The sequence below is a fragment of the Paenibacillus ferrarius genome, assembly GCF_002027705.1.
In the GTDB taxonomy this organism is placed as follows: domain Bacteria; phylum Bacillota; class Bacilli; order Paenibacillales; family NBRC-103111; genus Paenibacillus_E; species Paenibacillus_E ferrarius.
The window spans coordinates 1-16,918 of record NZ_MBTG01000030.1 but is presented as its reverse complement, the minus strand read 5'-3'; the positions used below and the strand labels follow the sequence as shown (position 1 = coordinate 16,918).

Annotated in this window: 18 protein-coding genes, 2 tRNA genes, 1 pseudogene and 1 riboswitch; of the genes and pseudogenes, 10 read left to right on the top strand and 11 right to left on the bottom strand. The window is 46.3% G+C overall.

Going from position 1 to position 16,918, the window contains the following annotated elements:
- Positions 1–68 precede the first annotated feature (68 nt).
- Positions 69–1,157, top strand: a complete 1,089-nt coding sequence (locus BC351_RS27220) for a saccharopine dehydrogenase family protein (RefSeq protein WP_079417050.1) — start codon at positions 69–71, stop codon at positions 1,155–1,157.
- A 17-nt stretch (positions 1,158–1,174) separates the two neighbouring features.
- Here BC351_RS27220 and BC351_RS27215 read toward each other — a convergent pair whose 3' ends face one another.
- Positions 1,175–1,909 carry a PilZ domain-containing protein gene (locus tag BC351_RS27215; RefSeq protein WP_158082246.1) on the bottom strand — a complete coding sequence of 245 codons (735 nt, stop codon included), beginning with the start codon at positions 1,907–1,909 and terminating at the stop codon, positions 1,175–1,177.
- Between the two features lie 104 nt (positions 1,910–2,013).
- Positions 2,014–2,100: riboswitch (cyclic di-GMP riboswitch) on the bottom strand.
- 275 nt (positions 2,101–2,375) lie between these two features.
- Here BC351_RS27215 and tadA point away from each other — a divergent pair.
- The 9 genes and pseudogenes from tadA to BC351_RS27170 all read left to right on the top strand — a co-directional run bounded on the left by tadA (position 2,376) and on the right by BC351_RS27170 (position 7,923).
- A complete protein-coding gene (tadA, locus tag BC351_RS27210) occupies positions 2,376–2,813 on the top strand; it encodes a tRNA adenosine(34) deaminase TadA (protein WP_079417048.1) in 438 nt (145 codons plus the stop codon).
- Positions 2,814–2,856: 43 nt separating this feature from the next.
- Positions 2,857–2,930 (top strand) — tRNA-Arg (locus tag BC351_RS27205).
- Between the two features lie 260 nt (positions 2,931–3,190).
- Positions 3,191–3,799 (top strand): type IV toxin-antitoxin system AbiEi family antitoxin domain-containing protein, encoded by a 609-nt coding sequence (locus tag BC351_RS27200; protein WP_079416942.1) that lies wholly within the window; start codon positions 3,191–3,193, stop codon positions 3,797–3,799.
- The gene (locus BC351_RS44005; protein WP_279628380.1) at positions 3,799–3,921 is read left to right on the top strand and encodes a hypothetical protein; all 123 of its coding nucleotides are present in this window, start codon (positions 3,799–3,801) and stop codon (positions 3,919–3,921) included. The genes BC351_RS27200 and BC351_RS44005 overlap by 1 nt, the downstream gene beginning before the upstream one ends.
- Positions 3,888–4,071: pseudogene (locus BC351_RS44435) on the top strand (MgtC/SapB family protein); the annotation flags it as partial. The gene BC351_RS44005 and the pseudogene BC351_RS44435, both read left to right, overlap by 34 nt.
- Positions 4,072–4,391: 320 nt before the next feature.
- Positions 4,392–5,597, top strand: a complete 1,206-nt coding sequence (locus BC351_RS27185) for an MFS transporter (RefSeq protein WP_079416938.1) — start codon at positions 4,392–4,394, stop codon at positions 5,595–5,597.
- A gap of 132 nt (positions 5,598–5,729) precedes the next feature.
- Positions 5,730–6,263 carry an RNA polymerase sigma factor gene (locus BC351_RS27180; protein ID WP_244209193.1) on the top strand — a complete coding sequence of 178 codons (534 nt, stop codon included), beginning with the start codon at positions 5,730–5,732 and terminating at the stop codon, positions 6,261–6,263.
- Positions 6,260–6,691 (top strand): hypothetical protein, encoded by a 432-nt coding sequence (locus BC351_RS27175; protein ID WP_079416934.1) that lies wholly within the window; start codon positions 6,260–6,262, stop codon positions 6,689–6,691. Before BC351_RS27180 ends, BC351_RS27175 begins: the two co-directional genes overlap by 4 nt.
- On the top strand, positions 6,688–7,923 hold the full coding sequence (locus tag BC351_RS27170) for a hypothetical protein (protein WP_208629855.1): 1,236 nt from the start codon (positions 6,688–6,690) through the stop codon (positions 7,921–7,923). Before BC351_RS27175 ends, BC351_RS27170 begins: the two co-directional genes overlap by 4 nt.
- 267 nt (positions 7,924–8,190) lie before the next feature.
- On the opposite strand, the gene BC351_RS27165 is transcribed toward BC351_RS27170, so the two are convergent.
- The 10 genes from BC351_RS27165 to BC351_RS27125 form a co-directional block, all read right to left on the bottom strand.
- A complete protein-coding gene (locus BC351_RS27165) occupies positions 8,191–8,358 on the bottom strand; it encodes a small acid-soluble spore protein P (protein ID WP_079416932.1) in 168 nt (55 codons plus the stop codon).
- A 15-nt stretch (positions 8,359–8,373) separates the two neighbouring features.
- Positions 8,374–8,523 carry a hypothetical protein gene (locus BC351_RS42800; protein ID WP_167388046.1) on the bottom strand — a complete coding sequence of 50 codons (150 nt, stop codon included), beginning with the start codon at positions 8,521–8,523 and terminating at the stop codon, positions 8,374–8,376.
- Positions 8,524–8,544: 21 nt separating this feature from the next.
- Positions 8,545–8,892 (bottom strand): hypothetical protein, encoded by a 348-nt coding sequence (locus BC351_RS27160; RefSeq protein ID WP_079416930.1) that lies wholly within the window; start codon positions 8,890–8,892, stop codon positions 8,545–8,547.
- Between the two features lie 139 nt (positions 8,893–9,031).
- Positions 9,032–9,118: transfer RNA gene (locus tag BC351_RS27155), tRNA-Ser, on the bottom strand.
- 83 nt (positions 9,119–9,201) lie between these two features.
- Positions 9,202–10,482, bottom strand: a complete 1,281-nt coding sequence (serS, locus tag BC351_RS27150; RefSeq protein ID WP_079416928.1) for a serine--tRNA ligase — start codon at positions 10,480–10,482, stop codon at positions 9,202–9,204.
- 91 nt (positions 10,483–10,573) lie between these two features.
- Positions 10,574–11,152, bottom strand: coding sequence for a pyridoxal 5'-phosphate synthase glutaminase subunit PdxT (gene pdxT / locus BC351_RS27145; RefSeq protein ID WP_079416926.1), 579 nt, complete (start codon positions 11,150–11,152; stop codon positions 10,574–10,576).
- Entirely contained in the window at positions 11,152–12,033 is an 882-nt protein-coding gene (pdxS, locus tag BC351_RS27140) for a pyridoxal 5'-phosphate synthase lyase subunit PdxS (protein ID WP_079416924.1), read from the bottom strand. Before pdxS ends, pdxT begins: the two co-directional genes overlap by 1 nt.
- Positions 12,034–12,153: 120 nt before the next feature.
- Positions 12,154–13,515 carry a D-alanyl-D-alanine carboxypeptidase family protein gene (locus BC351_RS27135; protein WP_244209192.1) on the bottom strand — a complete coding sequence of 454 codons (1,362 nt, stop codon included), beginning with the start codon at positions 13,513–13,515 and terminating at the stop codon, positions 12,154–12,156.
- A gap of 118 nt (positions 13,516–13,633) precedes the next feature.
- Positions 13,634–15,091, bottom strand: coding sequence for an IMP dehydrogenase (gene guaB, locus BC351_RS27130; protein ID WP_079416922.1), 1,458 nt, complete (start codon positions 15,089–15,091; stop codon positions 13,634–13,636).
- Positions 15,092–15,238: 147 nt separating this feature from the next.
- A complete protein-coding gene (locus tag BC351_RS27125) occupies positions 15,239–16,438 on the bottom strand; it encodes a putative glycoside hydrolase (RefSeq protein ID WP_244209191.1) in 1,200 nt (399 codons plus the stop codon).
- Between the last annotated feature and the right edge of the window lie 480 nt (positions 16,439–16,918).

Genomic DNA, 16,918 nt, shown 5'->3' with positions numbered 1-16,918 from the left:
AGCCAGCTTCGGTTATCGGTGAACTGTTGGCGGAAGCAGACTTTTATAAACAGAACGGAGAAATGTTAATGAAAAATAAAATAGTCGTCGTGGGCGGATACGGTCATGTCGGAAAAACCATTTGCAAGGAACTAGGTCGCAAATATCCCGGCAACGTGTATGCAGCAGGCAGAAGTCTAGCACGTGCCGAGCAGTTCAGCAGGGAAACCGGCGGCACTGTGCAGCCATTGCAATTGGATATTAATAAAGTGATTGATCCCAGCGTCCTTGCGGAAGTCAAGCTTGTCATCATGTGTTTAGATCAGACAGATACCGCCTTCGTTCAATCTTGTTTCCAAAACTCCATCCATTATATAGATGTATCGGCAAACGGCCTCTTCTTGAATCAAGTAGAGCAGTTGAACAAAGAAGCTAAAGCGAATCTCTCCACAGCGGTTCTAAGCGTGGGGCTTGCACCTGGTTTGACAAACTTACTGGCACTTCAGGCTCACCAATTGTTAGATCGCACTCGCTCCATCGAGCTATCTATTATGCTTGGATTAGGGGATCAGCATGGTCAAGCAGCTATTGAATGGACCGTAGATAATCTGAGCGCCAGCTTTCCAATCGCTGAAAACAACCGCCAAGTCACCGTCGCTAGCTTCACAGATGGGAAAATCGCCAATTTCGGACCCACATTGGGACGCAAAAAAGCTTACTTGTTTCCTTTCTCGGATCAACAGACGCTTTCCCGAACACTTGGTGTTCCTTCTGTTTCCACGCGTCTCTGTTTCGACTCCTCGTTAGCGACTTCGTTCATGGCCGGACTTCGTGCAACGGGAACTTTCCATCTGTTAAAGATGAAATGGTTGCGAAATGCCACGGTGCGCGGCTTCGGCAAGCTTCATTTCGGCGTAGACAAATTTGCCGTTAAAGTAGAAGCACAAGGAGAAAGGGAAGGCAACGAGGCAACGGTCTCCTGCTTGCTGCATGGCCGTGATCAATCTCAGATGACTGCCCGTGTCGCTGCAAGTGTAGCTGATGCACTTTGCAGCCATACATTCCCGCATGGTGTTTATCATATTGATCAATTGTTTGAACTTGCTGCCCTCTCTGACAAGGTGTTGGAAAATGCCTCCGTGGAGCTATTCCTCAATGACATTCCCCTGACGAAATAAAACAAAAAGCCTGTGGGCTATTGATTCGCCACAGACTTTTTTTCCATTGCTTTTTTGATTTGCATTTCCCGCTTCTGGACGAAATACGTTTCTATCTGATTTTTTAAAATAAAGCCTCTAAGCGCGTTGATTTTCTCTTCGGGCACACTCAGATAGCATGCGCCATAATAGAAACCTGAGTCCGTTTTCTCTTTTCTTACAACTTCCATGGTGCACGGCATTAAAAAACCGAGATTCAGCTCCACTTCCAGCTGAGAATGCTTTTGAATTATTTTTTCGACCATGGTGTTGTCATCTACTGTGAATCCTAAGCCATTGATCGAAATATTTTTGATTGAAATCGCAATCGGGTTGTCCAATTGATGCTTGTTTCGCTTATTTACATCCTGCAATCCGAACAACAAACCACCGTTCGTCACATCTACCCGCGGAAACTCCCGCTTCTCGGTAAATTTCCGACGATTCTCCGGAGGGTTTAAGACAATGAGGGAACCTTGTTCTTTGGCAAGCACCGTCGTCGCTAGGACAAATAGGCCCGATTTCGTATAAACCGTCATTTTTAATTTATCACCCAAATTGAAAACATCAAACTCAGGCAATTCGACCTCAATAATGTCGCCGAGGGCATACGTCAGTACGCCGGTAGATACGAAATCCTCCTTGCTGAGCACTGCCTTGCTTTCAAGCATGACGTCGGCATCATAACCTTCTTTGCTGCCATAAAATTTCTTCGGTTGTTGCTCGTTGGCCACTTCCCTCAACATCCTTTCACACTCCGTACTTGCTATGTATAAAAAAATAGACTGCTCCGCTTGCCCGGAACAGTCTATTACCTGAATCATAAAAAGCATCGATTTTCGGTAACCAGGCTGTCATAGTTCGCGGGAACCGTAGACCCTCAGCTTTGCGTCCTTGTCTTTCGACAAGTTTGCCATTTTCGAATTCTGCTGCATATATCGTGTGCTTCGTCCTTATGGTCATAAAGACCTACATCTAATTTTCATTATATCGGTGATGTTCCGTCTTATCAACTAAAAACCTTGCTTAGTCGAGCATTTTGTTGTATGAATGTAGAAAGATTACATATCCACAACATTTTAAGTTATCCACACTGTTATCCACAGGTTGTTAACAACGAATATTTGTTCGATCTTTTATGCACATGTGGATAAGATTATTTTAGCGAGGTGTCCCCCTGTGGATGAACATATCCCCTGGATGAAAGCTGCTATTCAAGAGGCTCTTAAGGCCGAAGCCATCCGTGAAGTACCGATCGGAGCTGTTGTTGTTCACCAAGGTCAAATCATTGGCCGCGGCTACAATCTCCGTGAAACGACGCTAGACCCACTCGCTCATGCGGAGCTGATCGCCATTAAGCAAGCTAGCGAGCATTTGCAAGCCTGGCGGCTGCTTGATTGTCAGCTCTACGTAACGTTAGAGCCCTGCCCGATGTGCGCGGGCGCGATTGTGCAATCGCGCATCCCGCAAGTGATCTACGGCACAACAGATCCTAAAGCCGGCTGCGCTGGCACACTGATGAATCTGCTTCAGGAAGACCGGTTCAATCACCGCGTCGATGTCATTAGTGGCGTGCTTCGCGAAGAATGCTCCACGATGCTGACGCAATTTTTCCGTAAATTGCGTGGCAAGGAATAATCTTGCATGACCAAAAGCATCGTGATAGAATAGACGATGCTATGCGCCCGTAGCTCAGCAGGATAGAGCAACAGTTTCCTAAACTGTAGGTCGTACGTTCGAATCGTATCGGGCGCGTCATTTTAAAGTTATAAATCAAGGCTTTTCGACTTTTTAACCCGCTAAGCCCCAAAACGCAATAACCCTTCGTTGGCGACAAACCAATTGGAGGGTTATTTTTATAGTCAGATTGTCTATACAGGTTATCGCAATTACTTCTGCTTTTAGATCTAAGTGCAGAGCTTTTTGTAAATAATGAAGGTGTATTAAGGTTGTCAACGAATAAGTAGTTATGACGATAGCTGCATGTATAAATTGAAATGAATGGCGGTGAATGCGTGGATAATCAGCTTAAATCGAAAGTAAATACATTACTCGAGAATCAACATGGAATTGCCCGGACAAGAGATTTTTTAAACGCGGGTATTACCCATTACTACATAAAAAAAATGGAATCGTTGGGCGAAATCGCTCGAGTGAAACAAGGTCTCTATCGGCATACAGACTTTAGTAAAGGTACAGTTGACGAGATTGTTGAGGTATCACAGCTAGTTCCTAAAGGGGTCGTCTGTCTCTTGTCCGCTCTCTCCTTCCATGAATTGACGACCTATAACCCGTGGGAGTATCAGATTGCCATTCATCGCGGCAGCAAGAAGCCGAAACTTCCGGATTATCCACCCATTAAAATTGTTTATTTGGCAGATACACAATTTAACATTGGAGTAAGCGAAGTTCGTATCGAAGGAACTGTCGTTAGAATATATGACCGTGAGAAAACCATCTGTGATATTGTCAGGTATCGTGAAAAGGTAGGCATTGACATCATGAAAGAAGGGCTGAGAAATTATCTTCACTCACCAGAGAAAAATATTACGAAGCTAGTCGCATATGCCGAACATTTGCGAATCAAGACAGTACTACAAAAATATCTCGAGGTGCTGGTTTAATGAGTGAAATTAAAAATATCCCTGTATCTATCTCCGAACGGTTAAAAAACATTGCCCGAGATTCGGGGAAGGCATTTGATTCGTTGATTCTTTCGATCCTTCACGGATTGCTGCCCAAGTAGTAAGCGGGGTCGGATTTCTTGGAGCCGGCATGATTTTCATGCAGCGACAGACCATTAAAGGTTTAACAACAGCAGCCGGTATTTGGGCTACCGCCGGAGTTGGTATGGCGATTGGTGCTGGTTTATACGTATTGGGCGGTGGCGTGACTGTCATCATTCTGCTTGCTCAAAAGCTTCTGCATGGCCGCTTCCACTGGCTCACTACGCCCAAAACAGAGCAATTGGTGATTCGAATGACGAATGATACCGGCACTACGCAAGCCATTCAACAACTGCTTGAAGATAAAAAGATTGCGATTCTGAGCTTTCACGCCGAAGGGAACGGAACCAACTCCGACGAAATAGTGCTGGAGATGATTGTTCGATTCCCCGGCTCCTACCGAGCAGAACAGCTGCTGCCTATCGTGCAGGAAGCTCCGTTCGTGAAATCGATCGAGCTTAAGTAATACTTGAAAGGAGTCCTTACACCGATGGCAACCACCAAAATATCATCCTACCGCATCCCACTCTTCTGCGCGGTGACCTTGCTGTTCTGGATGTCTATGTATACGAGCGTTCCCATTATGGCACCCTATGTGGAGTTCCTTGGCGGAAATCACCAGCTTGCAGGGTGGATTGTCGGGATGTACGGCATCTCCCAGATGCTGCTGCGCATTCCTGTCGGGATCATGTCGGATCGCTTCCATAAGCGCAAGCTATTTATTACTTTCGGGCTGTTCTTCACCGCGATTGCCGGGTTGGGACTATGGTTCACGCATGACTTTACGTGGATTCTTATCCTGCGTGCTTTAGCGGGCGCGGCAGCAGCCACGTGGGTTGATTTTACAGTATTGTTCACGAGCTACTATAAGCATGAAGAATCCACGAAAGCAATCGGTACGATTTCTTTCTTTAACTCCCTTGGGCAGGTGCTTGGTATTCTCTCCGCTGGTTGGGCGGCGGACGCTCTGGGCTGGGAAGCAGCTTTTCTGTTAGGGGCCGGACTAGGCCTTGTAGGGCTAGCTGGCTCCCTCTTCCTTGTAGAGAAAGTTGAGCCCGACGCTCCCAAAATAACGCTGCGCGGCATCGGTGACGTCGCCACAGATCGAACGCTGCTGTTCGTCTCATTGCTTGCGATTCTGTCTCAAGTGCTGATCTTTGCAACTGTTTTTGGATTCACGCCTGTTTATGCAACGGAGCTTGGCGCTGATAAGTTTTCCTTATCCATGCTTTCGTTGTTTGCCAATGTGCCTGTTGCTGTAGCTTCTCTCTTTGGTGGAAGGCGCTGGGCGGCCCGCTACGGGGAGAAACGCATGGTCGTTTGGGGCTTTGCTTTAATGGGAATATTTACATTCACAATTCCTTTCACGCATCACCTTTGGATGCTCATGATCACACAAGCCATCGCTGGCTTTGGCCGAGGACTTTCATTTACCTTGCTGATGGGAATGAGTATTAAGCATATGTCTGCCGATAAGCGGGCAACCGCCATGGGTTTCTTTCAGGCGATTTATGGCCTTGGCATGTTTGTAGGCCCTGTTCTAATGGGGGTTATCAGCGACTGGTTCTCTTTGAACGAAGGGTTCATCGTTCTAGGGATACTCGGTATCCTGAGCGCAGTTCTGTCGCAATGGTTCGTTCAAAATCGTGCCTCTAAGCAGCCAACCCAGCCTGGCCGTCCATCGGCATCGCTTTAATAACGTGAACGAATCTTAGGATTCGTTCTTTTTCTTTTTCGGACATATGCAGGGGTCGCAGGAAGACCCTTCGTCTATTCATGCGGAGAGGAGGAGAAGCTTATTCAGGAACATGCCCTTGTTGAGCGCATTTTGAATGGCGATGAGTCAGCGTTCCGTGAGCTGGTCAGCACTTATCGGCACTATGTGTTCCAAACGATTTATGCGATTGTACGTCATACCAAAGATGCCGAAGACTTATCTCAAGATGTATGGACTCGGATCTACTTCTCCCTCCCCCAGTATCAGATGAAGGGTCTCAAAACCTGGATTACACGCATTGCTGTAAATCGTTCCATTGATTTCAAACGTTCAGCGAATCGGAAAAGAGAAGATACGACAGCGGAGATGGAGATATCTGTACAAGCTGCTGCCGAGCCCTTATTTCATCAACAACGTGCGGTTGAACACGAGGTCATCATGAATGAAACCGCTCAGCTTGTACGGAAGCGGCTGCATCAAATTCCACCTAATTATCAAGAGGTTCTAACGGCCTATTATATCCAACATCAATCCTATCAAGATATTGCCGATGCGCATGGCATCACGGTTAAGACCGTCGAGTCCAAACTGTATCGGGCTAAACAATGGCTCCGGAAAAATTGGAAGGAGGAGGATTTCTTGTGAAACATTACGATCAAGCTGCGTGGACGAGTTACCTGAACCAAATGCTGCCTGCCGCGGAGATGGAATCAATGGAAGTTCATTTGTACCGTTGTGAGGAATGTTTGAACGTCTACATGATTTGTATGGAAGATCCATCCTTATCACTTCCTTCATTGGAAGTAGACACTGAGCAGTATGTCCATGCAATTATTGCGCGAACTACCGGAACTAAGCGTTCCTGGTATCGCTCAACCCTGCTGCATTATGGCATCGCCGCCGCGGCTACACTAATTCTGGTAGCTACCGGGTTCTTTCATGGCTTATCACAAGAACTAAATCCATCCTCTCTTCAGAAAGACATTCCTGTTTCCGATGTATGGCTGAATAAGACGCTAGGGTGGCTGGATACTTTACAAAATGCTCCAAACAAAGGAGGTTCTCAACCATGAATCCAATACAACACAAAAGCAGTGTACTAGCATTTCTGCTTTCTTTCATCCCTGGTCTTGGCCATTTGTATATGCAGCGGTTATTGCGTGCTTTTTTATATGGCGCCGGGTTTTTCGGTCCGATCTTTCTCATCTTCGTCGGCGTTTTCATGTCCCGCTTACCGAAGGAATTTCTATTGCTGTTGGCTTTATTCGCCGCTCTCACTTGGATCGTCAACATGATTGATATGATCGTTTACTTGCTGGGCCCACAACCTTATATGGCCCCATCTTACGGCGCTCCTCATTCCTACGACCCTCAATCGCCAGAGTGGGCATCGTCCCTAGGTGCTAACCCTTATGCCTATCAGGCGAACCAGCAAGAACGAACCCGAGTTATCCTGCTGTCATTCGTCCCAGGTCTCGGTCATTTTCAACTTGGCTTAATGCAGCGCGGCCTAACGGCGATGGTTTCCTTCTTCGGGGTTGCCATCCTCGTCTTCTTCATTACGATCATGACGCACAATAATGGGTTTGTAGCGTTTCTCCTGGCTTTGCCGGTGCTTTGGTTCTACACCATGTTCGACGCCCTGAAACAGCAGGAGCGCAAGCAGGCGGGCCTAGGGCTCGTCGATCGCAGCATGTTCGATGATTTTCATCTTGGCGATGAATTCGGCCGCAAGAACCGGACTTTGGCGACAATAATCGCCATTTTCCCTGGTGCCGCGCACCTTTATCTGTCGATGAATAAGCGGGGCATACAATTGATGGCGATTTTCCTATTTTCCATTTATGTGCTCGATGTCCTGAGGTTGTCCCTCTTCCTTTTTCTTATTCCGATTTTGTGGTTCTTCAGCTTCTTCGATGCTTTACAGAGCATTACGCGATATGAAAATGGGACGCTGATCGATAAACCGATCGTTGAGAACTGGACACAATACCATCGCTCTATCGGCTTTGTGCTTATCTTGCTCGGCGGTTATTACATCTTCAAAGAAATCGTGTCCCAATTCATTTATCAGTTGTTCCCGCATTCGAACTATATGTATTGGTTAAATAGCTTTGGCCAAACCTTCATCGTTGCGTTGATTTTGATTGTAGGCGGCATCAAACTGTTCTTCTATAGAAAAAAGCAGGCGTTTGATGCTGAATTTCACCCAGACACGTATTCCTACTCACGTTTCCCAGAGGAAGAAGAGGAGAAGCAACATTTCTCAATTTCCCCCGAAACAGACGAAAAAAAGAACCCCTAAGGGTTCTTTTTTTGTCGGCGTTTATGATTTCTTTTAAAACATGTTACACGTAAACCTTAGGAAAATCTGCTTATAAAACACGGTAAGTGTCTTTGGCACATCCCCTCCAGCCTGATTATAACAGGTAGAAAAGTCCTCTTTGCAACGGTTGTTTCCCTTTCGCTGAATGCTCCAACGGAACCACACCTCTCTGCTCACCGACAAATATAGTATGTCCGGCTTCGTGAATTTTAAACATGTTGTAAAGATTTTTTATAATAAAAATTCTCAGACACCGCCATGGCCTTCGCCATGCTGATTTGCTCCTGAATGATTTCTGTTTTTCACTTTTTTAGAGCCAGAGAGCGGCTCTTGATTTCCATTGTGATCACTATTTTTCACAGAACCATTTTGTACAAGATTATCCCCGGCAGAATATGATTTTTGTTTCGACATAGGTAGACCACCTCTCTAGTTTTCTTCGTGATTAAGCGCATCTTGATGTCTATGATCATTCACTTTCTGCTGAACCTGTTGGGCATGATGACTGTTCACGGGGCTAGCCTCGAAATCCTTGGCAACATTCTGCAAGTTTTTATCGACTGCTTTCTGTTTGGTCATGGTGAGCTCTCCCTTTCGCAACTAGGCGTGTGTGACTTTCTGCAAAGCTTGCGCGCATTCATGGATATGACGAATATAGTCATCGATCAGATTCTGCACGACATCGCCGCGCTCATCAATGTGCTTCGTCCCCTGCTGCACGTCTGTCAGTTCGACCTTAATCTCTCTGTCATCAACGTAGGTGACCTTAAAATCGATGGTGTAGCCCGTATGCCCTGCGGCCATAATATGAACCCACAGTGCGTTAGAATCGGCCTCATCGGCCCATACACGCGCCTGATCGGTTGGCTGCAGCGTTGTCGGGAGTACTCGAGCCCACTCGCTTACGAGTTCGGCTTGATTTACGGTTAGCTTGTCATTATTGCTCATAGGTAACACCTCCACATGTATAAAATGCCGAGGCGCGCCGTCTTTTATCCCTCCCAATAAATGAGGATTTCGACAACAAAAAAAGCCACACGATTCAAAGGAATCGCATGACTTCTTAGTTGGGGTATTACCATGGTTACGGAGAGGGTGGGATTCGAACCCACGGAGACCTTGCGACCTCGGCGGTTTTCAAGACCGCTGCCTTAAACCACTCGACCACCTCTCCACGATAGCTGTCTCCCAGTAGGGAGACAACCTTGTGCAGTGACAAAAAGCATTGTAGCATAAATTCTTGGGTAGAATCAAGTATTATTTTTTTGAGATCACTTTAATGCCATTCATGTAAGGAATTAGGACGTCCGGCACGACGATCGAACCGTCCGCTTGCTGATAGTTCTCAAGGATGGCTGCCACTGTGCGTCCAAGCGCTAAACCTGATCCGTTCAATGTATGTACGAATTCCGGCTTCGCTTTCGCATCGCGGCGGAAACGAATATTAGCTCTGCGAGCTTGGAAGTCCTCGAAGTTACTGCAGGACGAGATCTCGCGGTAAGCTGCGCTGTTCGGCAGCCATACCTCCAAGTCGTACGTCTTCGCCGATGTGAAGCCAATGTCTCCTGTGCAGAGAGACAGCACACGGTATGGCAGACCCAGGAGCTGTAAGACGCGCTCAGCATGCCCTGTAAGCTTCTCTAGCTCCTCATAGGAGTCTTCGGGCTTAACAAGCTTAACGAGCTCAATTTTGTTGAATTGGTGCTGTCTGATCAGCCCTCTCGTATCTCGACCCGCAGATCCTGCTTCCGAGCGGAAACAAGCACTGAACGCGACGAAATTAACAGGCAGCTGTTCATTGGTTAAAATATCTTCACGGTGATAGTTGGTTACCGGAACTTCCGCAGTCGGAATCAGGAATAAATCCGAATTCTCTACTTTAAACACATCTTCCTCGAACTTTGGAAGCTGGCCTGTGCCCGTTAAGCTGTCACGGTTTACGATATAAGGAGGCAGCATTTCTTCATAGCCATGCTCATCGCTGTGCAGGTCCATCATGAAGTTAATTAACGCCCGCTCCAGCCTTGCGCCGAGGCCCTTGTAGAACACAAAACGCGATCCCGTCACCTTCGCCGCAGCTTCGAAATCCAGAATGCCTAGCTCCTGCGCAACTTCCCAATGCGGCTTCACTTCAAAATCGAACTGAGGAATATCGCCTACGCGGCGAAGCTCCACATTCTCTTCTTCTGTGCGGCCAACAGGCACGCTGGAATGGGGCATATTCGGGATAGCGAGCAGGACATGCTGCAAGGACTCATCCAAGATGCGAATCTCGTCATCGAGCTCTTTAATTCGGTCTCCGACGATCTTCATTTCCTGAATCAGATCGTCTGCATTCTCGCCGGCTCTTTTGCGGCCAGCAACCTCTTGGGACACGGTATTCCGGCGGTTTTTGAGCTGCTCTGTTTCTTGCAGAAGCTCTCTACGCTTAATATCGAGCTCCGTGAAGCCGTTAAGCTCTTCAATTTGTTTTCCTCGGTTTTGCATTGCAGCTTGTACCGCTGCCAGATCACTGCGAAGTAACTTTACATCAAACAAGGAGATTCCTCCGTTAGCGCAAAATGGTTAGAATATGGAAGCAAGCACCTTTACCGGCACTCCGGTGAGTTCAAGGTGCTTGTACCATTAATTATGCTTGTCTTTGCTTTACCATATCCAAGAAATAGCTGTGCAGACGGAAATCGTCCGTCAGCTCAGGATGGAAAGAGGCCGCAAGGAGATGCCCTTGCTGCGCCGCAACGATCTGGCCGTCATACGTAGCCAGCACATCCACATCCGGTCCCACTTTCTCGATCAGTGGAGCACGGATGAAGACCGCGCGAACGTTCTCGTCGATGCCTTTGATCGGCAAGTCCGTCTCAAAGCTTTCGCGTTGACGCCCGAACGCGTTGCGAGCCACCGTGATATCCATCAGCCCAAGGTGGGCTTCCGGCTGTCCGGTGATCTCTTTCGCGATCACAATCAAACCCGCGCAGGTCCCGAAAATCGGCTTGCCTGCCGCAGAAAAAGCCTGAAGCGCCTCGATGAATCCATAGGTGCGCATCAGCTTGCCGATAGTCGTACTCTCTCCACCGGGTAGAATAATGCCATCTAGTTCGGCTAACTGCTCCGTGCGTTTCACAACAACGCCCTCGGCACCCGCCTTCTCAATACCGCGAATATGCTCCGCTACCGCGCCTTGCAGCGCGAGAACCCCAATCTTCGTCATTACCAGCCGCGCTCCTGCATACGCTCGGAAGCTTGAAGCTTGGAAATTTCGATTCCCTTCATAGGGGTACCCAGGTTTTTGGAGATTTCAGCGATTAATTTGTAATCTGTGTAGTGAGTTACTGCCTCTACGATTGCTTTGGCAAATTTCTCAGGGCTGTCGGATTTGAAAATACCCGATCCAACGAATACACCATCAGAACCAAGGTGCATCATAAGCGCAGCATCAGCAGGTGTAGCTACACCGCCGGCAGCAAAGTTAACAACAGGCAATTTGCCTGATTCATGGACTTGCAACAACAATTCATAAGGAGCTCCAAGATTCTTAGCTTCAAACATCAGCTCATCCTTGGACATTCCTTGAATTTTGCGGATTTGGCCTTGAATCGTACGCATGTGGCGCACAGCTTCTACGATATTGCCTGTTCCTGGCTCGCCTTTGGTACGAAGCATGGATGCACCTTCACCAATACGACGCAAAGCTTCGCCAAGATCACGACAACCACATACGAAAGGAACCGTGAAGTCACGTTTGTTGATGTGGAAAACTTCATCCGCAGGCGTCAAAACTTCACTCTCATCGATATAGTCAACACCTAGAGATTCTAGGACTTTTGCTTCTACGAAATGCCCGATTCTGGCTTTCGCCATAACAGGAATCGAAACCACTCTCATTACATCTTCTACGATTGTTGGATCAGCCATGCGGGATACGCCGCCGGCAGCACGAATGTCAGCAGGTACGCGCTCGAGCGCCATAACTGCGGATGCACCAGCTGCTTCTGCGATTTTTGCTTGTTCAGCATTCATGACGTCCATGATGACGCCGCCTTTTTGCATTTCAGCCATACCTGTTTTAACGCGGGATGTTCCTGTTTCCATTCTTTATTTCCTCCTATACCTTTTATGCCAATTTCATGCAGTTTCCTGCACGATTCGATAGTAAACTTCTAAACAATCATTTTACATGAAGGATGGGCATTATACAACCCATTTTCTGGTCTAGGAGCCGCCTTTGATCCCTTTAAACATATCGCTGAAGAAGTTTGTTAAGGAGCGGAACAAGAGTCGAATCCAGCTGCCCTTTTGCACGTCGTCATTGGCAATAAGATCAACTGTTTTTTCTTGACCATTGTAGCTGACTTTCACTTTGCCAAGCGTATCGCCCTTCGTAATAGGAGCTACTAATTTGCTTTCTTCAGCCGCTTCTGCCTTGATGGTGAAATCGGTATCCTTCGCACCTTTTCTTGCGATGAACGTTAGTCCCGTTTTCGTAACAAGAGGTACTTGCGTTTGAACACCTTTCTTAATGTTTACGAATTTCAAAGAATCTATTTCTTGTTTGGCATTAAGGAAAGGTTTCATTTCGAAATTATTAAATCCATAATCGAGCAGCTTCCTCGTTTCATTGAATCGTTCCGGCTCCGTCTTAGTTCCCATAACAACCGTGATTAGGCGCATACCATTTTTTTCTGCCGTTCCTGTGAAGCAATAGCCTGCATCATCCGTAGAGCCTGTTTTCAAACCATCAAGACCTGCATACGAGTACTTTTTGAAATTCGCATTCGTCTGGTTTCCTTCCAGCATCCAGTTCCAATTGATCATTGGCGTTTTGTCCGTAGGTCTAAGTTTCAATGAAGGAATTTTCGTGAATTCTAGTATTTCCTTATGATCCTTAAGGATATTATAGGCAAGGGTTGCTGAATCCCGAGCAGTCATCTTAGTCTCACCATCAATAGATGCCGGTGGGTTCTTAAGATCAGAACGGGACAGTCCAGTAGCACTAATGAAATGGGCCTTGTCCGACATCCCGAGTTCTTTGGCCTTCTCATTCATCATTTTCGCAAAATTCTCTTCGGTGCCTCCAAGCAGCTCAGCAAAGGCCACAGAAGCATCATTCGCGGAATAAATAGACATTGCATTAAACATATCTTTAAACGTCAGCGTTTCATTCGCGGCAATCAATTGACCGGAACCTATGACGTCCGCTGCATTTTTACTTGCCGTCACGGGTGAATCCCATTTATATTTGCCATCTTTAATACTTTCCATCGCAAGATACTCTGTCATCATCTTGGCCATGCTCGCCGGAGGGTAAGCCTCGTCCGCATTGAATTCATAAAGTACAGCCCCTGTGCTAGCTTCCATAATAATGGCTGATTTTGCTGCAATTTTGGGCTCATTCAGTGCTGCTGTTGGCGATGTCGCCGTTGTCGTTGCTGCTGGTGTTGGTGTTGCTGTTGCTGCTGGTTTCTTGGTATCGGCAGCGTAGGTTGGTTGTATATGTAAAAGTAAGGATTGAGCAATTAAACTTATACCTAGCACCAAAACAACCTTTTTCTTTGTAAAACGCAAAAATTTCACAATTCCACTCTCCCTAGCATTTATAATGACCGTTAATATTGTAACACACCCTTATAGACAAAAAAAAGAAGACGCAGGTTCAATTCCCACGCCTTAAATTTTAATTATATTATGACAATTACATCGAATAGTTTGGTGCTTCTTTCGTAATTTGAATATCGTGAGGGTGGCTCTCTTTTAAGCCGGCCCCAGTGATTCGAATAAATTGCGTATCGTGAATCAACTCGGAAATGTTCCTAGCACCGCAATACCCCATACCGGAACGCAAACCGCCCACAAGTTGGTACACCGTATCTGCCATTGGCCCTTTGTAGGCAACACGGCCTTCGATACCCTCAGGAACAAGCTTAGACTCATTCTCTTGGAAGTAACGATCCTTGCTACCTTCCTTCATCGCCCCTAAAGATCCCATGCCCCGATATACTTTGAATTTACGGCCTTGGAAAATCTCTGACTCGCCTGGGCTTTCATCCGTTCCAGCAAAAAGACTGCCGATCATAACCGCACTTGCTCCCGCCGCAATCGCTTTGACCACATCACCGGAATACTTAATCCCGCCGTCTGCGATGATCGGAACTCCGAATTCTGCCGCGGCTTGTGCGCAATCATAAATTGCCGTAATTTGAGGAACACCGATCCCCGCAATAACTCTCGTTGTACAGATGGATCCAGGTCCAATTCCGACTTTCACCATGGATGCTCCAGCTTGGATGAGATCACGTGTACCGTCACCCGTCGCCACGTTGCCTGCGATGATTGGCAGCTCTGGATATTGCGCTCTAAGCTTTTTCACCGTTTCTGCAATATTAATGTGGTGACCATGCGCTGAATCTACGACGATAACGTCAATTCCGGCTTTTACAAGCGCGGCCGCTCTCTCTAGCACATCCTTAGCAACTCCTACAGCGGCGCCTACTAATAAACGTCCTTGTGCGTCCTTGGCCGAATTAGGGAATTGAATAGCTTTCTCAATATCCTTAATCGTGATTAACCCTTTTAGACCAAAATTGTCGTCTACAAGCGGCAGCTTCTCAATCTTATGCTTTTGAAGGATTCCTTCAGCTTGCTGAAGCGTAGTTCCAACCGGAGCTGTGACCAAATTCTCCTGTGTCATTACTTCTTTAATCTTAATGGAATAGTCATGTACAAAACGCAAGTCGCGATTCGTCAATATGCCGACAAGTTTGTTGGAATCATTCACAATGGGAACACCCGAAATCCGGTATTTAGCCATTAGCTCTTCCGCATCATACACATGATGCTCAGGCGTTAACGAGAATGGATTCGTAATTACACCGCTCTCCGAACGCTTTACACGGTCTACATGCTCAGCTTGAAGCTCAATGGTCATATTTTTATGGATAATCCCGATACCGCCCTCACGTGCCATAGCAATAGCAAGCGATGACTCCGTCACTGTATCCATAGCCGAACTAATAAACGGGATATTTAATTTCACATGGGGTGCAAGAACCGTTGAAACGTCGATCTCCTTACCGAACACTTCTGATTTTCTCGGCACCAACAGCACATCATCAAACGTTAAGCCTTCCTTGCCAAACTTGTCTTCCCTCACAACATTTCCTCCTTAGAACTGTCGATTCGCATAAAGCTTCTGTTCTTCATTTTTGTATATGATTGCAATCTTAACAAAAGCCTATTTTTCATGTCAAGGAAAAGGCTCCGCTAATGGGATGCCTTTTCTCCGAATAAGACAATTCCGTTAACGATAGGAGTAATTGCTATTCGAATTCCATAATAAAAACTGTTCCACCCCTTGCTCCTTAGCCGCTTTAATTTGCTCATTCACATCCGCAGCGCGATAAGTCTTATGAGGCTTCACCCATGTTGCCGTGAAATCTTGATACCAAGGCCTGATTTCTGCTACCTCACTAGAGACCTGCTTAAGCCGCAAGTTCTTTCCATTGGCATCGCTAATAGCCTTACTCACAATGGCATAGGGCTGTAAATCTGGGTTCTTAACACCATACATGCCGTTTGAGTAGTGGGATGGATATAACATAGGGGAAATATAATTCACTTGCTTGCTGATACCAGCCCATTCTTGTCCGATGCCCATATCATTCTCGGAAGAAGTCGTTAGACCAAACACATCAGCTGATAAATAAGCCTGCTGTCCAACCTGTTCCTTTGCTCTCTGGAGAAAAGCTTCAATGACCTGAGCCTTCGTCAACTTGTTCGGATTATCGAACTGGACCTCTCTGTCCACCTGCTTCCCATTCTCAGGAAACCTCACATAATCAAACTGTATTTCGTCAAAACCCAGCTGTGCTGCCTCCTTGGCAATCTGGATATTGTAATCCCACACTGCTTCCTTATAGGGATCTACCCAAGCTATACCTTTGTTATCTTTCCATACAGCGCCTGCTAAGCTTTGCATGGCATAATTACTTTTCTGCTTGCTCAAATAAGGATCTTTAAAAACAACAACCCGCCCAATCGAATAGATCTTCTTCTCCTTCAACCTTTGCAGCTTGGCTTTCAGATCTTGAATAATAACGTTGCTGTTCGCTCCAATTTCGTTCACTGCCGGTACCGTAGAGGCATATGTAACTTGTCCGGAATCGTTTTTCACATCGATAACCATCGCATTCAAATCCGTTTGGTCCACCAGCGTTAGGAGTTGCTCAAATTTATTACCCACGGCGGACCATGCGGATACATAAATACCTTTCACAACCTGCTTTGCAGCCTTCGTCGGGAGAGCACTCACTTCAGCCTTAATTGCTTTTGTTTCCGGCAAAGAGGCAGGAATCTTGTGTTCTAATTCGTTTAGACTTTCCGCTCGATTAATCTCATTCTTGATTGAATCCATCTTAGCCGAACAACCTGTAACTCCTTGAATCACCATGCACCCAAAAAGAATAACACTTAACCTATTCATATTTGTTGATAAACACATACCAATCCCTCCTCATAGGGCTAGTATGGTTTATTCCACGCTATTGTACTGATGTAAAAAAAAGAGCCTTGATGGAATTTCTTCCATTAAGACTCTGTTATTTCTTGGATTGTATTGGTTGGGATAAAAAGTTTAGATTTTCATAAGAAAGGGAACTAGAATCCGCTATATGTGGAAAATAGGCGGAATTTCTATCGAAACGGAACTACGATCCGCTATTTGTTCAAAACGAGCGATTGATTGAGCATTTTGAAGGAATTAGCGTACTGTAGTTCCGCTTGGGGTGGGATTTGAGCTCATTTAACTAAAATAGCGTACCCTAGTTCCGTTTCATGCTGCGGCTAATCCGAATTATTGGCTCGAGGTATTCGATCCACAATTAGAAAAGGAACCTTACGCGGATTTCTCCATGTAAGGTTCCTATATTTGCTTGGCAACGTTCTACTCTCCCAGAACCCTGCGGTTCAAGTACCATCGACG

Excerpts from the sequence above, each read along its gene's own strand:
- BC351_RS27170 (WP_208629855.1), top strand. The coding sequence starts at position 6,688 with ATGAATCCAATACAACACAAAAGCAGTGTACTAGCATTTCTGCTTTCT.
- BC351_RS27160 (WP_079416930.1), bottom strand. The coding sequence starts at position 8,892 with ATGAGCAATAATGACAAGCTAACCGTAAATCAAGCCGAACTCGTAAGC.
- BC351_RS27165 (WP_079416932.1), bottom strand. The coding sequence starts at position 8,358 with ATGTCGAAACAAAAATCATATTCTGCCGGGGATAATCTTGTACAAAAT.
- BC351_RS44005 (WP_279628380.1), top strand. The coding sequence starts at position 3,799 with ATGAGTGAAATTAAAAATATCCCTGTATCTATCTCCGAACGGTTAAAA.
- BC351_RS27125 (WP_244209191.1), bottom strand. The coding sequence starts at position 16,438 with ATGTGTTTATCAACAAATATGAATAGGTTAAGTGTTATTCTTTTTGGG.
- pdxS (WP_079416924.1), bottom strand. The coding sequence starts at position 12,033 with ATGGAAACAGGAACATCCCGCGTTAAAACAGGTATGGCTGAAATGCAA.
- pdxT (WP_079416926.1), bottom strand. The coding sequence starts at position 11,152 with ATGACGAAGATTGGGGTTCTCGCGCTGCAAGGCGCGGTAGCGGAGCAT.
- tadA (WP_079417048.1), top strand. The coding sequence starts at position 2,376 with ATGAAAGCTGCTATTCAAGAGGCTCTTAAGGCCGAAGCCATCCGTGAA.
- BC351_RS27185 (WP_079416938.1), top strand. The coding sequence starts at position 4,392 with ATGGCAACCACCAAAATATCATCCTACCGCATCCCACTCTTCTGCGCG.
- BC351_RS27220 (WP_079417050.1), top strand. The coding sequence starts at position 69 with ATGAAAAATAAAATAGTCGTCGTGGGCGGATACGGTCATGTCGGAAAA.
- BC351_RS42800 (WP_167388046.1), bottom strand. The coding sequence starts at position 8,523 with ATGACCAAACAGAAAGCAGTCGATAAAAACTTGCAGAATGTTGCCAAG.